This window comes from Methanobrevibacter intestini, from assembly GCF_047402955.1.
Taxonomy (GTDB): Archaea; Methanobacteriota; Methanobacteria; order Methanobacteriales; family Methanobacteriaceae; genus Methanocatella; species Methanocatella intestini.
Window position 1 is genome coordinate 1,091,933 of the sequence record NZ_CP187956.1, and the last position, 17,512, is coordinate 1,109,444.

General features: G+C 28.1%; 14 protein-coding genes. 13 read left to right on the forward strand and 1 reads right to left on the reverse strand.

Features of this window, described 5'->3' with window-relative positions:
* Positions 1 to 8: 8 nt before the first annotated feature.
* The 5 genes from ACMC9J_RS05010 to ACMC9J_RS05030 all read left to right on the forward strand — a co-directional run bounded on the left by ACMC9J_RS05010 (position 9) and on the right by ACMC9J_RS05030 (position 6,970).
* Positions 9 to 1,142 (forward strand): glycosyltransferase family 2 protein, encoded by a 1,134-nt coding sequence (locus tag ACMC9J_RS05010; RefSeq protein ID WP_004032603.1) that lies wholly within the window; start codon positions 9 to 11, stop codon positions 1,140 to 1,142.
* A complete protein-coding gene (locus ACMC9J_RS05015) occupies positions 1,139 to 2,572 on the forward strand; it encodes a glycosyltransferase family 2 protein (protein ID WP_004032602.1) in 1,434 nt (477 codons plus the stop codon). Before ACMC9J_RS05010 ends, ACMC9J_RS05015 begins: the two co-directional genes overlap by 4 nt.
* Positions 2,573 to 2,578: 6 nt before the next feature.
* Positions 2,579 to 4,117, forward strand: coding sequence for a glycosyltransferase family 2 protein (locus tag ACMC9J_RS05020; RefSeq protein WP_427002984.1), 1,539 nt, complete (start codon positions 2,579 to 2,581; stop codon positions 4,115 to 4,117).
* Between the two features lie 4 nt (positions 4,118 to 4,121).
* Positions 4,122 to 6,689, forward strand: coding sequence for a glycosyltransferase domain-containing protein (locus ACMC9J_RS05025; RefSeq protein WP_004032599.1), 2,568 nt, complete (start codon positions 4,122 to 4,124; stop codon positions 6,687 to 6,689).
* Positions 6,690 to 6,835: 146 nt separating this feature from the next.
* Complete coding sequence (locus tag ACMC9J_RS05030) at positions 6,836 to 6,970, forward strand: hypothetical protein (protein WP_427003633.1); 135 nt, start codon at positions 6,836 to 6,838, stop codon at positions 6,968 to 6,970.
* A gap of 352 nt (positions 6,971 to 7,322) precedes the next feature.
* Here ACMC9J_RS05030 and ACMC9J_RS05035 read toward each other — a convergent pair whose 3' ends face one another.
* On the reverse strand, positions 7,323 to 8,381 hold the full coding sequence (locus tag ACMC9J_RS05035; protein ID WP_019266886.1) for a glycosyltransferase: 1,059 nt from the start codon (positions 8,379 to 8,381) through the stop codon (positions 7,323 to 7,325).
* Positions 8,382 to 8,469: 88 nt separating this feature from the next.
* Between ACMC9J_RS05035 and ACMC9J_RS05040 the strand changes: the two genes are divergently transcribed.
* From ACMC9J_RS05040 to ACMC9J_RS05075, 8 genes are all read left to right on the forward strand, one after another.
* Complete coding sequence (locus ACMC9J_RS05040) at positions 8,470 to 10,008, forward strand: glycosyltransferase (protein ID WP_427002985.1); 1,539 nt, start codon at positions 8,470 to 8,472, stop codon at positions 10,006 to 10,008.
* A 549-nt stretch (positions 10,009 to 10,557) separates the two neighbouring features.
* Positions 10,558 to 10,824, forward strand: a complete 267-nt coding sequence (locus ACMC9J_RS05045) for a hypothetical protein (RefSeq protein ID WP_019265203.1) — start codon at positions 10,558 to 10,560, stop codon at positions 10,822 to 10,824.
* Between the two features lie 17 nt (positions 10,825 to 10,841).
* Positions 10,842 to 11,120, forward strand: coding sequence for a hypothetical protein (locus ACMC9J_RS05050; protein WP_019265204.1), 279 nt, complete (start codon positions 10,842 to 10,844; stop codon positions 11,118 to 11,120).
* A gap of 146 nt (positions 11,121 to 11,266) precedes the next feature.
* On the forward strand, positions 11,267 to 12,307 hold the full coding sequence (locus ACMC9J_RS05055) for a glycosyltransferase domain-containing protein (RefSeq protein ID WP_400247166.1): 1,041 nt from the start codon (positions 11,267 to 11,269) through the stop codon (positions 12,305 to 12,307).
* Positions 12,300 to 13,901: a glycosyltransferase family 2 protein gene (locus ACMC9J_RS05060; RefSeq protein WP_427002986.1), complete on the forward strand. Its 1,602-nt coding sequence runs from the start codon at positions 12,300 to 12,302 to the stop codon at positions 13,899 to 13,901. The genes ACMC9J_RS05055 and ACMC9J_RS05060 overlap by 8 nt, the downstream gene beginning before the upstream one ends.
* On the forward strand, positions 13,898 to 15,406 hold the full coding sequence (locus ACMC9J_RS05065) for a glycosyltransferase (RefSeq protein WP_427002987.1): 1,509 nt from the start codon (positions 13,898 to 13,900) through the stop codon (positions 15,404 to 15,406). Before ACMC9J_RS05060 ends, ACMC9J_RS05065 begins: the two co-directional genes overlap by 4 nt.
* Positions 15,396 to 16,442, forward strand: a complete 1,047-nt coding sequence (locus ACMC9J_RS05070; protein WP_427002988.1) for a glycosyltransferase family 2 protein — start codon at positions 15,396 to 15,398, stop codon at positions 16,440 to 16,442. Before ACMC9J_RS05065 ends, ACMC9J_RS05070 begins: the two co-directional genes overlap by 11 nt.
* A 1-nt stretch (position 16,443) precedes the next feature.
* Positions 16,444 to 17,478: a glycosyltransferase family 2 protein gene (locus ACMC9J_RS05075; RefSeq protein WP_019268450.1), complete on the forward strand. Its 1,035-nt coding sequence runs from the start codon at positions 16,444 to 16,446 to the stop codon at positions 17,476 to 17,478.
* The last annotated feature ends 34 nt before the right edge of the window (positions 17,479 to 17,512 follow it).

Consider the following 17,512-nt stretch of genomic DNA (forward strand, 5'->3'; position numbering starts at 1 on the left):
GTGGAAATTTGCCTCAAATTTCAGTAGTTGTACCGGTTTATAATGTGGAAAAATATCTCAGGGAGTGTTTGGATAGCTTAGCTAATCAGACATTTGAAGATTTTGAAGTAATCTGTGTAAATGACGGATCTGACGATTCTTCACCTGATATTTTAGAGGAATATGCATCTGAAGATGAAAGATTTAAAATAGTTTCTCAGGAAAATAAAGGATTAAGCGGTGCAAGAAATACTGGAATGAATTATATTAAAGGCAGATATCTGCTATTTTTAGATTCTGATGACTGGTTAGAGTTAAATGCTCTTGAATTATTATATAATCAGGCAAATAGTCTGGACTCTGAAATGGTGATTTTCCCATACAGATATTTTAATCAGGAAACTAAGGAATATGAGGAAAATGATTTTACAAAATTAAATATGTTTGATTCATCAGTTGACAATAAGAATTTTAACTATAAAAACATCCCTGAAATTGTATTTAGAATTCCTCATGAATCTATTAAATTATATGATGTCCAAACACTAGAGAAACTGGCTGTTAGATTTCCGGAAGGACTTAATTATGAAGATGCCTATTTCTTTTACAAAATCTTTTTTAAATTAAATAAAGTTTCAATTATCAGAACTCCAATTTATAATTACAGAATAAGAAATGATTCAATCTGCACAACAGGCACTGAAAAATCCTTTGATATATTTAAGATTTTAACTTCCATAGAAAATTTCTTAAAAGAAGATGAAATCTATGAAAGTTTTAAGGATGAATTTATTTTATTTGCAGTTATTAATCTCAAATTCGTTTATTTAAGATTGGATGAACGATTTAGAGACAGATATCTTGAAAAAATAAAGAAAAATTATGAATTTTTTTCCCTAAATCAGGTTAACAAGAATCATTTAGCTACCTGGCATTTTGATGACAGGGTATTTTATCAGGCAATAGATGTTTCAAACAATGGAATCGAGTTCGAATTAAATTATAAGAAATTGTACTATGAATTTTTAGCTAATCATTATGAAGGTGTAATAGAACAGTTGCGTCATGAAAATCAAGTTTTAGCACAAGAAAACAATGATTTAAAAGAACAGTCAGCTGATACTTCTATTAAAAGTAAATTTAAGAAAATCGTGAAATTATGAGTTATAAATTAAGTGTCATTATTCCTGTTTTCAATGCTGAGGATTATATTAAAGAATGTTTGGATTCTGTTGTTGACCAAAGCTTAGGAATAGACAATATTGAAGTTATAATAGTCAATGATAATTCCTGTGACAGTACGTTAGATATAATCAGCCAATATACTGATAAATATCCCTCTTTTAAATTAATTTCAAATAAAAGTAATCTGGGCCCCGGTGAAAGCAGAAATATGGCTCTTAAGGAAGTTAGCTCAGATTATGTAACTTACTTGGATGCAGATGATTTTATATCACAAAATGCATATGAAGATGCATTATCTAAAATAAATGAATTTAATGCAGATTTATTGATTTATAATTGGGAAACATACACTGGAAGCGATTATGTTGAACCGATAAATATCCACCAGCAAAATACGTTGGAAAATAAATTAATAACTGATATTAAGCAGAATCCTAAGCTATTTTTATCAACAGCTCCATGGAATAAGATTTATCATAGAAGCTTATTTAAATATCTGAAATTCTCCAAAGGTTTTTATGAAGACAATATTGTAGCTATTTTAGCTTTAATCAATGCTAAAAGGATATTTTTATCAAAAGATTCCATTTATTACTATAGAAAGAATTCCGATTCAACTACTGAAAACATTACAGTTGATAGTTCTATTCATCTTTCAAATTCAATAAAAGAAATATTTGATTTAAGATATGAATATCCTGAGTTTTTAAATGATCTTAAATTGCTTAACATTAATTTTATTTATGATATTCTATTTTGGACTTATTATTACAACTGGGCACTGGCTGATGAGCTTAAAATAATTAATAAACTTAAATCAGTTATTATTCCACTTAAAAAAGAAGACATTGACAGATTTAAACAACTTTTCCCAGATAAACTTAGCTATGAAAAGGATATTTTGGATTTGGATAAGTATGATGCTGAAACATTTTTAGCCAAATATAAATATTTTAACAGATTAAATAAAGTAAATTCACAAGCCAGTTTATATGTTGATACGGGAAAGGGGTTTAATGAATCTGATAAAGTAGCTATTGACTATTCGCCTTTAAAAAAGAATAATCTTGAATTCAGCCTGGAAAACTTTGGCAATATCTCTAAACTACGTTTTGACCCGCTGGAAGGCAGTTTTATTAAGTGTAGGATAACTAATAATTTACCGATAAGTGATGCAAATTGTGATAACTCAGTTGATGATGATTATCAAATATTTACTAATTTGGACCCTTGTTATGTTTTAGATGCTGATTTTAGTGATATTTCAAGTATTCAAATTAATTTTGATTTGGAAATCTTAACTAATAATGATATTGCTAATTTATTTAGACAAAAGGACAATATTATAAATGATTTGCAGGTAAAACCTAAAAAAAGGAAATTTAGCTTTTTCAATAAAAAGGAGTAATTTTCAATGTCTGATATTTCATATTCAAAATTTTTAATTAAATCCAAATTCAATCCAAAAAAAGCAAAAAAATACATGGAAAGCTATGATAAGATAATGGAATCAGGATTATTTGATAAAAATTATTATCTTAAGGCATATCCTCACATTGCTAAATCAGGAATGGATCCTTTAGTTCATTATTTATTTTATGGATATAAGGAAGATAAAAATCCTTCTGCTCAGTTTAATTTAAAAAGATATTTGGAAGAATATCCTGAAATTAAAAAAAAGGGTTTAAATCCTTTAGTTCATTATATTGACAATGATCATGAAGGTTTTACTTTAGAAGAAAATCCTTTTATTGCACGCAGAAAGAAAATATTGGATACCAACTCTTTATTTTTAGCTAATTATAGCTTTGATAGCGAACCTTTAGTTTCAATTATAATTTTAAACAGAAACGGTTTAGGACATTTGCAAAGATTATTTGCAGATTTTGATAAAAAAACAAATTATTCAAACTATGAAATTATTGTAGTGGATAATGCATCATGCGATGAGTCTGTTGAATATCTGCATTCCTTGGATTTGCCGGTTACAGTTATTGAAAACAGTGAAAATGTCAGCTTTTCAAAAGGAAACAATGATGCAGCTAAAATAGCTAATGGGGAGTATTTACTTTTATTGAATAATGATATTGAACCGACATATGGGTGGCTTAATGAAATGGTTGGAACAGCCTTAAATAATGAAAATGTTGGTTCTATTGGAGCTAAATTAGTATTTCCTTACTATGAAGATATGGAAAGTCAGGGCAAATCCTTTTCAATCCAGCATGCAGGTGTAAAATTTAGAGAAGAAAGAACTCCATATATTTATGGCCCCTATCATGAACATATGTATTCAACAATGCTTTTTTCAGATGAGTTAAATCATCAAAAAGAAGTAATTTCAAATACTGCAGCATGTTTATTAGTTCCAAAAGATGTTTATTTCGAATTGGACGGATTAGATGAACAGTATATTTACGGATATGAGGATATTGATTTCGCATTTAAGTTATACAAAGCAGGTTATAAAACAATTTACAATCCTGCAGTGTTATTGTTCCATCATGAATCTGCAACCAGACATGAAGATGATGACAGGAAAAATCAGCTGAATTATCACAATATAATGCATTTTGCAGATAAGTGGGGAGACTTTATTTTTAAGGAAATTTTAAAGGATAAAATTGAGGCAAATAAGTTTTTCACAAATAAAAAACTGGATTTCTCGATTATAAGTAAAAATAATGATTTGATAAAAAAAGTAGTTTCCAAATTAAACAATGAATGCTATAATGTTAAATTGATTCCCAATATTGATGATTTGGATATTGGTCAGGACTGTGATATTTTAATATCAACTGAAAAGGAATATGATATTAAAAATGTAAGTTCAAGACTTAATTTAATAAAAATTTTAATATCTGATGAAAATAATAATGATTATGACATGGTTTTAAGTGAAAATGACTTTGAATTTAATCTTTTAGATAAAATTAAGGAAAAATATTTGTGATACTATGAGTTATGAGGAAATTTATGAAACATATCAGGAAGTTGCAAAGGAGCACATTAACAGGGATTTATTTAATCATTCCTCAGAAGATGCAGCCAAAACAATTGAAGATATTAAAAATAACAAAATAGCTATTTATACAGCTTTCACAGGGGATTATGATACTTTAAAAGAACCTGAAGTAATTGATGAAAACTGTGATTACATATGTTTTACAGATAATCCTAATCTGGAATCTGACACATGGAAAATTATTCAAATGGATGAAAGCACTTTAGATAACAATAGAAAAGCCAAACAGTACAAATTACTTCCTCATAAATATTTAAAAGATTATAAATACAGTTTTTGGTTAGATGGAACATTTAGAATAAAAGGAAGCATTAGGGAATATATCTACAAAAACATCAAAGCTTCCTCTCCAATGCTTTGTGTAGTTCACACAGAAAGGGATTGTGTTTACGAGGAATATGAAGCTTCTAAAATAATTCCAAGATATCCTCGTGCAGTAATGGAAGAACAGATTAATTATTATAAAAATCAGGGATTTCCAAAAAAATATGGATTGGGGGTAATGGGAGCTATTTTTAGAAAACACAATGATCCTGCAATCATTAAAGTCATGGAAGATTGGTGGGAGGAAAATATTAGGTTTACAAATCAGGATCAGCTAAGTTTTGCATATGTATGCTGGAAAAATGATTTTCATCCGTCAGTTAGCTTAATTTATTACTGGGACAATGAATACTGGGCTAAAGATAAAGGTGATTATCACCATAAGGTAGTATTTTCAATGCCAATAACCAGTGATAACCTGAGAGCTAAAATAGGTGCTCAGGTAGAAAATATGGATCTTGGAGATACAATTGAGCTTTCAAAAGAAGAAATGTATCTTTTAATCAATGATGTAAAAGGAATGGCAGGTTATAGAATAGATACTGCAGGCAGAGTGGGATATCTGCAAAATGAATACAATACTTTTTTAAATTCCAATTCTTTAAAGCTTACAAAACCATTAAGGGTAGCCGGTGATGTAGCTAGAAAAGTTAAGAATAATCATATCTTTGAATTCGTTAAACATAAACATGCAGAAGAAAATATCCATATTTATGATACTATAAAACATTTTGGCATTTTTGATGAAGCAGAATACAAAAAATTACACGGTGAGGTTGGAGATGCTGTTTTACACTTTATAGAGGAAGGTTCAAAAACAGACCATATTGATGATAAATTAAAATATATCAATCCGATATTTGATTTATATTATTATATCAGCTCAAATAATATTTCATCTGATGAAGACCCGCTTATTCATTATATAACTAAAGGGTTTAATAAAAAATTAGCTATTAATAGAAATTATCCTAATTTTGTCGAGTATTTGCATGGAAATTTACACGAGCAGTTAGATGCTTTTGTCACTAAAAGGATAAAAGAAAAACTGGCTGATGAGAGTTATATTTCAGATTCAAAAATTTTAATTGATTATATTCATACAAATCATGAATTTAAAACAGATACAATTAAAGTGGGAGTATTTTTAGAGGATAATTTTGATAATATGAATGCATGTCCATTTATAAGGATTCATTCATTGTTTAAAGAGTTAAGCAAAAGCGGAGACTATCATTTCTTTGTTTATGGTCAGGAAATTTTACCTTTAATTGATGTAAACCAAATAATCAAATCAAAAATCTTCGATGTAATTGTAATTCAAAGAGTAAATCCATATTCTACTAAAATAGCTAAAAAAGCTAAACAGCATGGAATTAAATTGGTTTATGAAACTGATGATGACTTTTTAGATATCAACCCATCTAATCCCTCATTTAATTATATTCAAGGAAATTTATCAAATATTAAAAAACTGGTTTCTGCAGCTGATGAAATAGTTGTAAGTACTTCAGAGCTTAAAAGGCGTTTCGATAGCCTGAATTTGTCAGGCAATGTAACAATCATTAGAAATTACTATCTTGATAATGTATTGCCGTTGAAAGGATTTTCATATAAAGGTAATAATTATGTAAAAATAGGTTACTTTGGAACAATGACTCATAATAATGATTTGGAGCTTATTCATAATGTTATATTAAGATTAAAGGATATTTTTTCTAAAAAAGGCATTCAGGTCGATTTGGAAATCATTGGAGCATCTATTGATGAAAATGCAGACTGGTTCAATGTTAAAAAAATACCATATTATCCGATGTCAATGGCTACATTCATGAAATGGATATCTGCTAGGGCAAACTGGGACATTGGAATAATTCCATTAGTTAACACAGAATTCAATAAATGTAAAAGTGAGTTAAAATACATTGAATTTACAGCTCTTGGAGTTCCAGTAGTAGCTAGTGATGTTGATGTATATAAGAATACTATTGAAGATGGAGTAACTGGATTTTTAGCCAATAGTGAAGATGAATGGGTAAATAAATTATCCCGATTAATTGAAGACCCAACGCTTAGACATGGAATATTAAACAATGCACGTGATGATATTTTGAAAAACTATGATTTAAGATCCCGTGCAAAACAGTGGGATGAAATTTTTAAGAGGGGGTCCTGATAAAAAAGTTTTTTATTAATGGAAAATTGATATTATTTCGTAAAATTGTTTTAATTTCTTAAATAAAAGTTATATACAAAAAATATGATTTAAATGATAGACAATATAAACTTTTAGAAATACTTTCTCAAAATAATGAAAATATTATAAATAAAGAATATAGGGAATTATTTGGAGTATCAAGATCCACAGCAGCAAGAGATTTAAGAAGATTGGTTGAATTAAATTTGATTCAAAAATATGAGATTAGTGGCAAAGAAGTTATTTATTCAATTAAATAATTCTTAGGAATGATATGTTGATTAAAGTAAAAGGTTGGTTTATTATTTTTAAGTTTCTTTAAGTATCTGTAATATGATACACTCATGACACACTTAAATATTTTTTTTAAGTTTTATTATATTTGAATGGGGCTTTTATTATTGTGTGTTGTGTTGTGTTTTTTATTATTTTTTTTTGAAGTTTTCTTTCAGTATTTGTGTGTGTCCTATGCATGACACACTTAAATATTTTTTTTAAGTTTTATTATATTTGAATGGGGCTTTTATTATTGTGTGTTGTGTTGTGTTTTTTATTATTTTTTTGAAGTTTTCTTTCAGTATTTCACTTTGATGAATCATGACACACTAAAATTCAAATCTTTTTTTCCAATCTCTGTTTTATATTTTTAGTTTTATACTTAAACCAGCCTTTTGTAGTTTGCAGATTAGCTACCTGCTGGGTTTTATGAGCCAATTCAACTTCCAGCTGGTGGATTCTATTTCTAAATAGCTGATAATCACCCATGAGACTGTAGGCTTCATCCAGATTTCTGGCTCTTATCTGAGTTATTATACTTTTAATTGCATTATTTTCAGGAGTCGGATTAATGTCATCCATTTCGTCAAATAATTTAAGGGACTTACTTACCAGCTCCTTTTTATCTTCAAAGTCAATTGTTTCACTTAAAGCCACATCACTAATCCAGCAGCTTAAATGCTGATTAAAAATAGTGTCGTAATATTTGCATGCATTGTTTTTCTTAAGTACATCTACTGTATTATTATATCCTTCAATTAATCCATCCAAATAATGCATTCCTTTAGATAAACTTGTTGAACTGTTGTCACCGGTTCTTAATCTGAAATTATAAACAATATCATTTATAAAGACTATTTTTGAGGCATTTACGAAAGCATCAATCATAAAAGTTAAATCTTCAGCAAAAACTCCCTCTGGAAAAGTTATGTTATTTTCATTAAGGAATTCTTTTGGAAATATCATTCTCCAGATATTATTTATTGAAAAAAAGCGTAAATCTTCATCAATTGAATTTAAAACAACATCCTGTGTAATCCAGTCTTCAGGGACTATTTTTTGTTCTCCAAATGTTTGGAATTTACCGATAGCTACATCACATGAATTTTTAGTAACTGCATCGTATAATTTTTCAACACTTTCAGGCAGGTAATTGTCGTCATGATCAATAAACATTATATATTCTGCTGTGGAATTAGCTATTCCTATGTTTCTGGCTCTTCCTGGAGTTCCTGTTTTTTTACCTGATTCAAAGGTTTTTATATTTTCATATTTTTCACAATAGCTGTTTATTAACTCCTGAGTGTTGTCAGTAGAGTAATCATCAACAATAATCAGTTCTATATTTTCAAATCCGATGCTTTGGTTCATAATTGAAGCTATTGTTGAATCCAAAAATTCCACGCTATTGTATGTTGGAATAATGACAGTGACTTTATAAGACATAAATTTATTTTTATGTTAAGGTATTATATAATATATTATGAATTTGTCTAAATCCATTAAAAACAGTCCTTTAGCTTACATAGCTATGAAATCAAAAGCCAGCCCTAAAAAGATTTCAATGTATAAAAAAATTTATTCAAGGATTAAAAACCTGGAATTAATTGATAAAGACAAATATGTAGCTGTTCATGACGATTGCAAGGTTCAGAATATGGATGTTAATTTGCATTATCTGTATTATGGAGTTAAAGATGATTTGGCTACTCAGCAGTCATATATAACTGATTTATTTAATCTGGAATTTTATAAAAGCAAATATGAGGTTGACAATCCTGTTTTTGATTATGTTCTGGATGGTTTTTTTAAAAACAATCAGATTAATGTTTTTGACAATAATTATGTTAATACACTTGAAACTCCTATCTTCACTCAGTATTATAATGGTCAAAACACTAAACTCCATTTGGAAGTTAAAGATAATTGCTATATAACTGATAAACGTACTTTAATTCCATATATTCAGCTTGAAAAACCTATTGATTCAGATAAAATTAGAATTGGTGTTTTCACAAATGATCCTTTTGAAAATTTAGCTCCATGTCCATATATAAGACTTCATGGTCCATTTAATAAGCTAAGCAAATCTGATAAATACACATTTTTCATGTATGGTATGGATAGCTATGTTATGATGGATATAGACAATATTTTAAGGTCTAAACTATTTGACATTGTTGTTGTACAAAGAATTTTACCGTTTCTGGATTTATTATTGGCCAGATGCAAAAAATATGGCATTAAAGTTGTTTATGAAACTGACGATGATTTGTTGGGAGTTGAAAAAAACAGCCCTTCTTTTGAGTATGTTGACCGGGTCAGAAGTCAGATAACTAATTTCATTGATAATGCAGATGCAATAACTGTTACTACTCCTAATTTGGCTTCTAAATTTGATTCAAATAAAACTACGATAATACATAATTATTATGTAAATACAGTTTTCAATGTTAAAAAAGATATTAAAAGAGACGGTAAATTAAAATTGGGGTATTATGGAACACTAACTCATTCTAAAGATTTATTTTTAATTAAAGATGTTATTCTAAAGCTTAAAGAAAACTATGACTTTGATTTTGAAGTAATTGGAGGTTTTAATGCAGAAGATGATGTATGTGAAGAATGGTATGATGCTGTTGAGCTTCCTTTAAATAATATGTGTTTTGAGGTATTTATGCCATGGCTTTCAAAAGTAGCTAATTGGGATGTTGCACTGGTTCCTTTAGAGAATTCAAAATTCAATCTGGGGAAAAGCGAATTAAAATACATTGAATTGGCAGTATTGGGAATTCCTGGAGTTTATAGTGATATGCCGGTTTATAATACTGTTGTTAAAAATGGCGTTAACGGTTTGCTGGCTACTGATACAAAAGACTGGGTTTTAAAAATTGAAGAATTGCTTTCGGATATGTCATTAAGGGAGAATATTCGTAAAAATGCATTAAATGATGTTTTGGAAAATTATTCTTTAGATGAAGTTGTAAATAAATGGGATGATTTATTTTCAAAATTAATTTAGTTTATTCAACTTTTTTTAAAATTTTATTAATATTGTTTAAAAAATTAGTATAATTGCTACTTCGGATATTTATTTTTAACTATTATTTGTGATAACTGATAACAATAAAGTGCTTTTATATAATTCTTTGTTTAATATAGATTAAATTGTATATTATTGTACTATATTTTTAGTTAACTGTTTTAAACAATTGGATTAATGTAGTTTTATGTATAACCTATTTTTATCTAACTTCTATTTTTATATATTTTTGGTGTTTTGATTATTAGAAGTATTTATTTTGAAGCTATTAATTTTTATAGTATTCATTGTTCTAACAATTTGGTTAAAATTCTTAATTAAATTTCAATAAAAATTATAATATCTTATTTTATGTTTAAAGCTTTTTTAGTTTCATAGATTATTTTTAAATATATTAAAAAAATCAGTTACTGTATCTATACCATAATTTTATATACAATTAATTTTAAAGTTGATTAGTGTAGATTTTTTCATCACTGAATGTTATTCAAAATGGAAAAATTTACAATATGGAATATGGTGATTGGAATGTTAGAAGAATTTATACCTTTTATAGGTTTATTAATTTTCGGTAATATCGAAAACTTAGTATTGTCTTCACAAGGTGTGGTTGCTGGAGCAAATATTTTAAAATTAAGTATTTACAGTATTATTTGTGTTATTATTTGGTTAATTGTAGGAACTGTAGGTGCTACTGTTGCTTCTCAATATGCTAGTTTCATTGATTTTATCGGAGGACTTGCTATATTTATATTAGGTCTTCAAGCAATGTATGAATCCATTGCAAATAAATAAAAAAGGAGGATTAGAATATGGCAAATGAATTTAAACAATTTATGGGATTATTAATTTTTGGTAACATTGAAAATTTAATCTTATCTGCACAAGGTGCAACAGCACATGTCGATCCATTTATATTAGGTGGATTAAGTTTAATTTGTGTAATTATTTGGCTTTTAATAGGTACATTTGGAACCAAATTTGCTATTAAATATGCTAGACATATTAACTTTATTGGTGGTCTTGCTATCTTTATTTTAGGTATTCAATCTATGGTTGGAGCAATTCCAGGCATATTAGAATTTTTCTAATACTTTTTTTAATTTAGTTTAAAAAAGTTTTTAATCATTAAGTGTCTTAAAAACTTTTTTAAGCTAATGGCTTTTTAGATATATTTAATTAATATTAAAATGAAAATTATTATCAGTTATTTTAATAAATTGTTTTGCTGATTTTTATGACTGAGAATAATGTTGACCCTTACGAAGTAGTTAAACAGAGATATGAATCAACAGTAGATAGTTTTATCTTAAGTGATTTATTTGGCCCTACTTTAGAAAGCAATCAGGAATTAATAGATGATGTTAAAGATAACAGATTAGTTATTTATACAGCATTTACCGGAAATTACGATGAATTAAAAGAACCTGAATTCATTGATGAAAATTGCGATTATGTTTGTTTTACAGAAAATCCTGATTTGGAATCTGATACTTGGGAAATAGTTCAAATGGAAAAATCAACATTGGATGATAATAGAAAAGCAAAACAGTACAGATTATTCACTGATAAATATTTTCCAGATTATAAATACAGTTTTTGGTTAGATGGAACTTTTAAAATAGTTGGAAGTATTAGAGAATACATTTACAAGTATGCAAAGTCTAAAATGCTCGTTGTTGTTCATCCTGAAAGGGATTGTATTTATGATGAGGCAGTAATGTCAATGCCATTTCCAAGATATTCCAATTACACTATGACTAAACAGGTTGAAAAGTACCGTTCTGAAGGAATGCCTGAACATTATGGTCTTCCAGCTACTGGAGCATTATTTAGAGCACATAATGATCCGGAAATTATTTCGATAATGAGACAATGGTGGCGGGAAGTTGCAAACTACACTAATCAGGATCAATTAAGCCTACCTTATGTCATGTGGAAAAACAATTTTCATCCGTCAGTTTCTGATGTTTATTATTGGGTTAATGAATACTGGTCTAAAGAAGGAAATTATCAGCATAATTTTGAAATTGAAGATTATATAACCAGCAGAAATTTAATCAAATCCTTGGAAGGCAATATTAAAGATAAAAACACTTTAACCAAAGAAGAAATTAATTTGTTATTCAATGATATTGATGCACTAAGAGACGAAGCTAATGCATTAAACATGGCTCGTGATCATTGGGATAGGCAAATCAGAGGAGTTAGAAATTCAACTTCCTGGAAATTAACTAGTAAATTACGTAATGCACGAAATAGGGGAGACAATGACTAAACACTTGATTAATTTCTTACTTAAATCTAATTTTGATTTTAAAAAAGCCATGAAAAATTACAAATATTATAATGCTATTGAAAAATCAGGGCTTTTTGATGAAAAATTTTATTCTAAAACTTATGAGGATGTTAATGGTGACAGCTTAACTCATTATTTAGTTAAAGGACATTTGGAAGGTAAACTTCCAAGCAGAGATTTTGATCCGGATTTTTATAATAATAATTATCCTGATGTTCACAGGGCCCAATTAAATCCTCTACTTCATTATGTTGCACATGGGAAAGATGAAGGTAAAATATTTCAATATGCTTATCCAATTAGAAGAAAAGAGGAAATTTGTGAAACGAATTTAGCTTTCTTAACTAATTATGAATTTGACACAGAACCTTTGGTTTCTATTATTATACTAACAAGAAATGGTTTGGGTCACTTAAAAAGATTATTTAAAGATTTTGATAAGAAAACTAATTATTCAAATTATGAAATTATTGTTGTAGATAATGCATCAACAGATGAATCTGTCAGCTATTTAAAAAGTCTGGATTTACCTGTTAGAATAATTGAAAATGATGAAAATGTCAGCTTTTCAAAAGGGAATAATGATGTTGCTAAAATAGTTAATGGAGAATATATATTGCTTTTAAACAATGATATTGAACCTACTTACGGATGGCTTAATGAGATGGTGGGAGCTATTGTCAATAATGAAGATGTAGCTTCTGTAGGTGCAAAATTAGTTTTTCCATTTTATGAAGATAACAGGGGAAAGTCATTTAAAATTCAACATAGTGGGGATATTTTTGCAGAAAGGATGTATCCCTGCTGTTTATATGCAATTAATAAGGCTAATACTCATTTGGATCTTTTTGATGCTTCACTTACAAAAAATACTCAATGTATTGCTGTTACAGGAGCTGTTGATTTAATTGATAAAAAGGTCTATGATGAATTGGGAGGTCTTGATGAGGATTATATCTATGGACTTGAAGATGTTGATTTTTCATTAAAATTACATAAAAATGGTTATAAAACCCTTTTAGCTTCTAATGCTTTACTTTTCCATCATGAATCAAGTACTAGAATTAAAACTAAAGATTATGCAGATAATGATAAACATAATTACAATGTATTTTGGTCTAAATGGGGAAATTATCTTTCTAAAAACTTGCTTTTAGATAAAATCCATGATGGGAAATTTTTCACTCAAAAGAAACTTAAAATTACAATAATTGATGAAAATTATCAGGATAACTCTGATTTTTTATCTAAAATTTCTAAAGACTTTAATGACTTAGGTTTTACAGTTGAACTGATTTCTGATTTGAAAAATCTGTATATTGGAAACTCTTCAGATATTTTACTTTCTTTATCTTTGGATTATGATTTGGAAAATATGGTAGCCAGAGATGATATTGTTCGGGTATTTATTTCACAAAACGGTGAAGATAATCCGAAAGGTTATGACATTGTAGTATCTGAGGAAAATAAAGATTATGATTCCAAATATAATTTTGTAATTAAAGATAATTTTGTTAAAGAATTTTTAGATAACTTGGAAGATATTCTAATGAAAAGTGACGGATTTTTATGAGCTTTAAAAACAGGTTAATGAGTAAAATTCCAGCTAGCTATATTTTACATAAATCCTCCAGTAAAACGGAAGCTAAAGCAATTATTAAAGGATATAATGCAATTCGTAAAAATAAATTATTTGATGATGAATTTTACTTAAATAAATATCCTAAAGTTAAAGCTTCTGAGATGGATCCTTTGCTTCATTATATTTTCTTTGGATTTGATGAAGGAAAAAAGCCAAATAAGGATTTTGATGGAGTATTTTATAAACATCACTATGGGGATGTAGAGATTAATCCCTTAATTCACTATGCATTATATGGAATTAATGAAAATCGCCAAATTAAAGTAGCTAATGAAGATTTGGCAGCCTTCAATAATCCAAATAAAGTAAATATATTATTTGTTCTACATGAAAAAATAGGAACTATTGGAGGTACTGGTTTTACTAATCTGGATATTATCAATAGTCTTGATAAAAAATTTCAGGCATTTATTTTAACTTCTGATGGTGAAGACATTGAATTATGGAAATCTGATTCCTCTTTAGAAAAAATAGCTAATTTTAATTATCATCCTAAAGAGTATGAATTTTTGGACAGCAATTTAGCTAACATTTACGAAGAAATCCTATCAAAATTAGATATTAAAGTCATTCATATTAATCATTTAATCAATCATACTTTTGATTTGGTTGAAATAGCTAATAAAAAAGAAATTCCTTATATTACAAGTATACATGATTTTTATTATATTTGTCCGTCGATCCATTTAATCAATGAAAATTACAGTTACTGTGAGTTCAAATGCAATAATTGCAAATTTGAAAATATTTTAAAGGACTGGCAAAAACACGGCTTTAAATTACTTGAAAATGCTTATTTAAATATTGCGCCATCTGATTCAGTAATTGAAATCTATAAAACTGTATATCCGGATTTAATTAATTTTAAGTTAATTGAACATGGTAGAGATATTAAAAAATCAGATATTGAACCTGAATTATCTGTAAAACCAATTAAAATTGCTCTTCCAGGTCACATATCACAGCATAAGGGATCTTTATTAATCAAAAAAATAAAAAATTTAGATAAAGACAATGAATTGGAACTGCATTTTATGGGAACTGCAATTCCCAACTTAAATAAATATGGAATAAATCATGGAAGATATAAAAGAGGAGATTTTAACAAGGTTATAGCTGAAATTAATCCTTCATTTATAGCTATTTTATCAACATGTCCTGAAACATTCTCACATACATTAACTGAAAGCTGGAAATCAGGAATTCCAGTAATAGCTACAAACCTTGGAGCACTAAAGGAAAGAATTAATAAGACAAATGGGGGATGGTTAGTAGACTATAAAGATCCTCAGGCAATATATGATAAGATTTTAAGTATTGACGAAACAGATTATCTGAAAAAAGTAGAAAGCATATCTAAAATCCGCTTTAAAAGCCTTAAAGAAATGACTGATGAATACAATCAGATATATGGGGAAATAGCTGATGAATTATAAAATATCTGTAATAGTAGCTACTTACAACTCTGGCGATTTTTTAAATGAGTTTTTAGACTCTATCATATCTCAGAGTTTAGGTTTTGAGGATATTGAGGTTATTTTTGTTGATGATGCTTCAACTGATACTTATACTTTGGAGTTGTTGCATAATTTTGATGAAATGTATTCTAATGTTTTGGCTGTATTTTTAGATGAAAATTCAGGGTTTCCCGGAACCGGCCGGAATAGGGGTTTGGATTTGGCCAGCGGTGAGTATGTTATCTTTGCTGATCATGATGATAGCTATGTAGAAAATGCTTTTGAAGTAATGTATAATAAAATAAGGGATAATGATGTGCTGATATCCAATTTTAATCAGATATTTGATGATAAAGCAGTTAAATTCAAATCATTATACAAAGACACACCAACAGTCAAAGTTAAAGATATTGGTGAAGACAGAAATCTTTTAAGAATTCCTGCAGCTATTTGGACAAGATTATTTAGAAAAGACTTCTTAATTGAAAATAATATCAGGTTTTTAGAAGGGATGCTTTGCGAAGATGTTTATGTAGCTACTTTAGGCTGCTTAAAAGCAAATGGAATAATTTATCTTAATGATTTCTATAGCTACAACTACAAAATTCGTGATGTTGAAGGAAACAAATCAACAATCCATATCAGAAACAGAAAATACATTGAAGCAATGTTAAATGGATATTATGAAATAGCTAAAATGCTTGAAAATGAAAATAAAACAGGTTATGGTAAAGAAATATTTAGACAACATTTAACATCATGGTTATATACAATTGTATTAAGTGAATTGGACTCCAGCGATAAAAAAGAGCTGTTTGCAAAGTCATATGATATTTTTAAAATGTATTATACACAAGATCCCTACTTTAAAAAAAGGTATAATAATCTGGTTAACAATATTTTAACTAAGGACTTTGATGAGGCTGTTGCTGAGGCAAACAAATTAGAAAAAACTCAGGAAAACATAAATAACAGAAGTTTTCTTTCAAGATTAAAAAACAAATTGAGAAGATAGAATGTATAAAATTTCAGTTGTAGTAGCTACTTATAATTCTGGTGATTTTTTAAATGGGTTTTTAGACTCTATCATGTCTCAGAGTTTAGGTTTTGAGGATATTGAGGTTATTTTTGTTGATGATGCTTCAACTGACAGTTATACTTTGGAGTTGTTGCATAATTTTGATGAAATGTATTCTAATGTTTTGGCTGTATTTTTAGATGAAAATTCAGGGTTTCCCGGAACCGGCAGAAATAGGGGTTTGGATTTGGCCAGCGGCGAGTATGTTATCTTTGCTGATCATGATGATAGCTATGTAGAAAATGCTTTTGAAGTAATGTATAATGAAATAACCAAAGAAAATGCTGATTTTTTAATTACTAACTTCTATAAAGTTTATGAAAATGAATCTGTTAAAGAAAAAACAGTTTTCAATAGGGAAAATATTGCTGTAAACAGTTTTAGAGAGGATTTACGGTTATTTGATATTGCTCCGAGTATCTGGACAAAATTATTTAAAAAAGACTTCCTGACTGAAAACAATATTAGATTTTTAGAAGGAATGCTTGCTGAAGACTTGTATGTTTATGTTTATGCACTTCTTAAATCTGAAAGAACAGTTTATCTGGATGATTTTTATAGCTATAATTATAGTATACGTGATGCTGACGGAAATAAATCCACAATTCATATTAGAAATAAAAAATACTTGGCCAGCATGGTTGATGGTTATTTTGAGATAGATAACTTGTTAACTAAACTAAATAATGAGGAATTCTTCTCAAATATCTTTAAAAGACATTTTGTTTATTGGTTAACAAGTTTGGTAGCTAGTGATATTTCCGATACTGAAAAAAGAGAGTTAGTAGCAGCTATTAATCCATTACTTAGAAAACAAGTAAATATAACTTCGGATTTTGATGAAAGAATTTATTCACCTTTGACTAAACCTATTTTAGCAGGGGATTATGATGAAACAGTCAGAAAAATAACTAAAATTAAAAAATCAAGAGCCAGGAAAGATAAAATCAAGTCTTTTTTTGGATTGGGATAATCCATTAAAGATATGTGTTTAATGTGTGGAGATA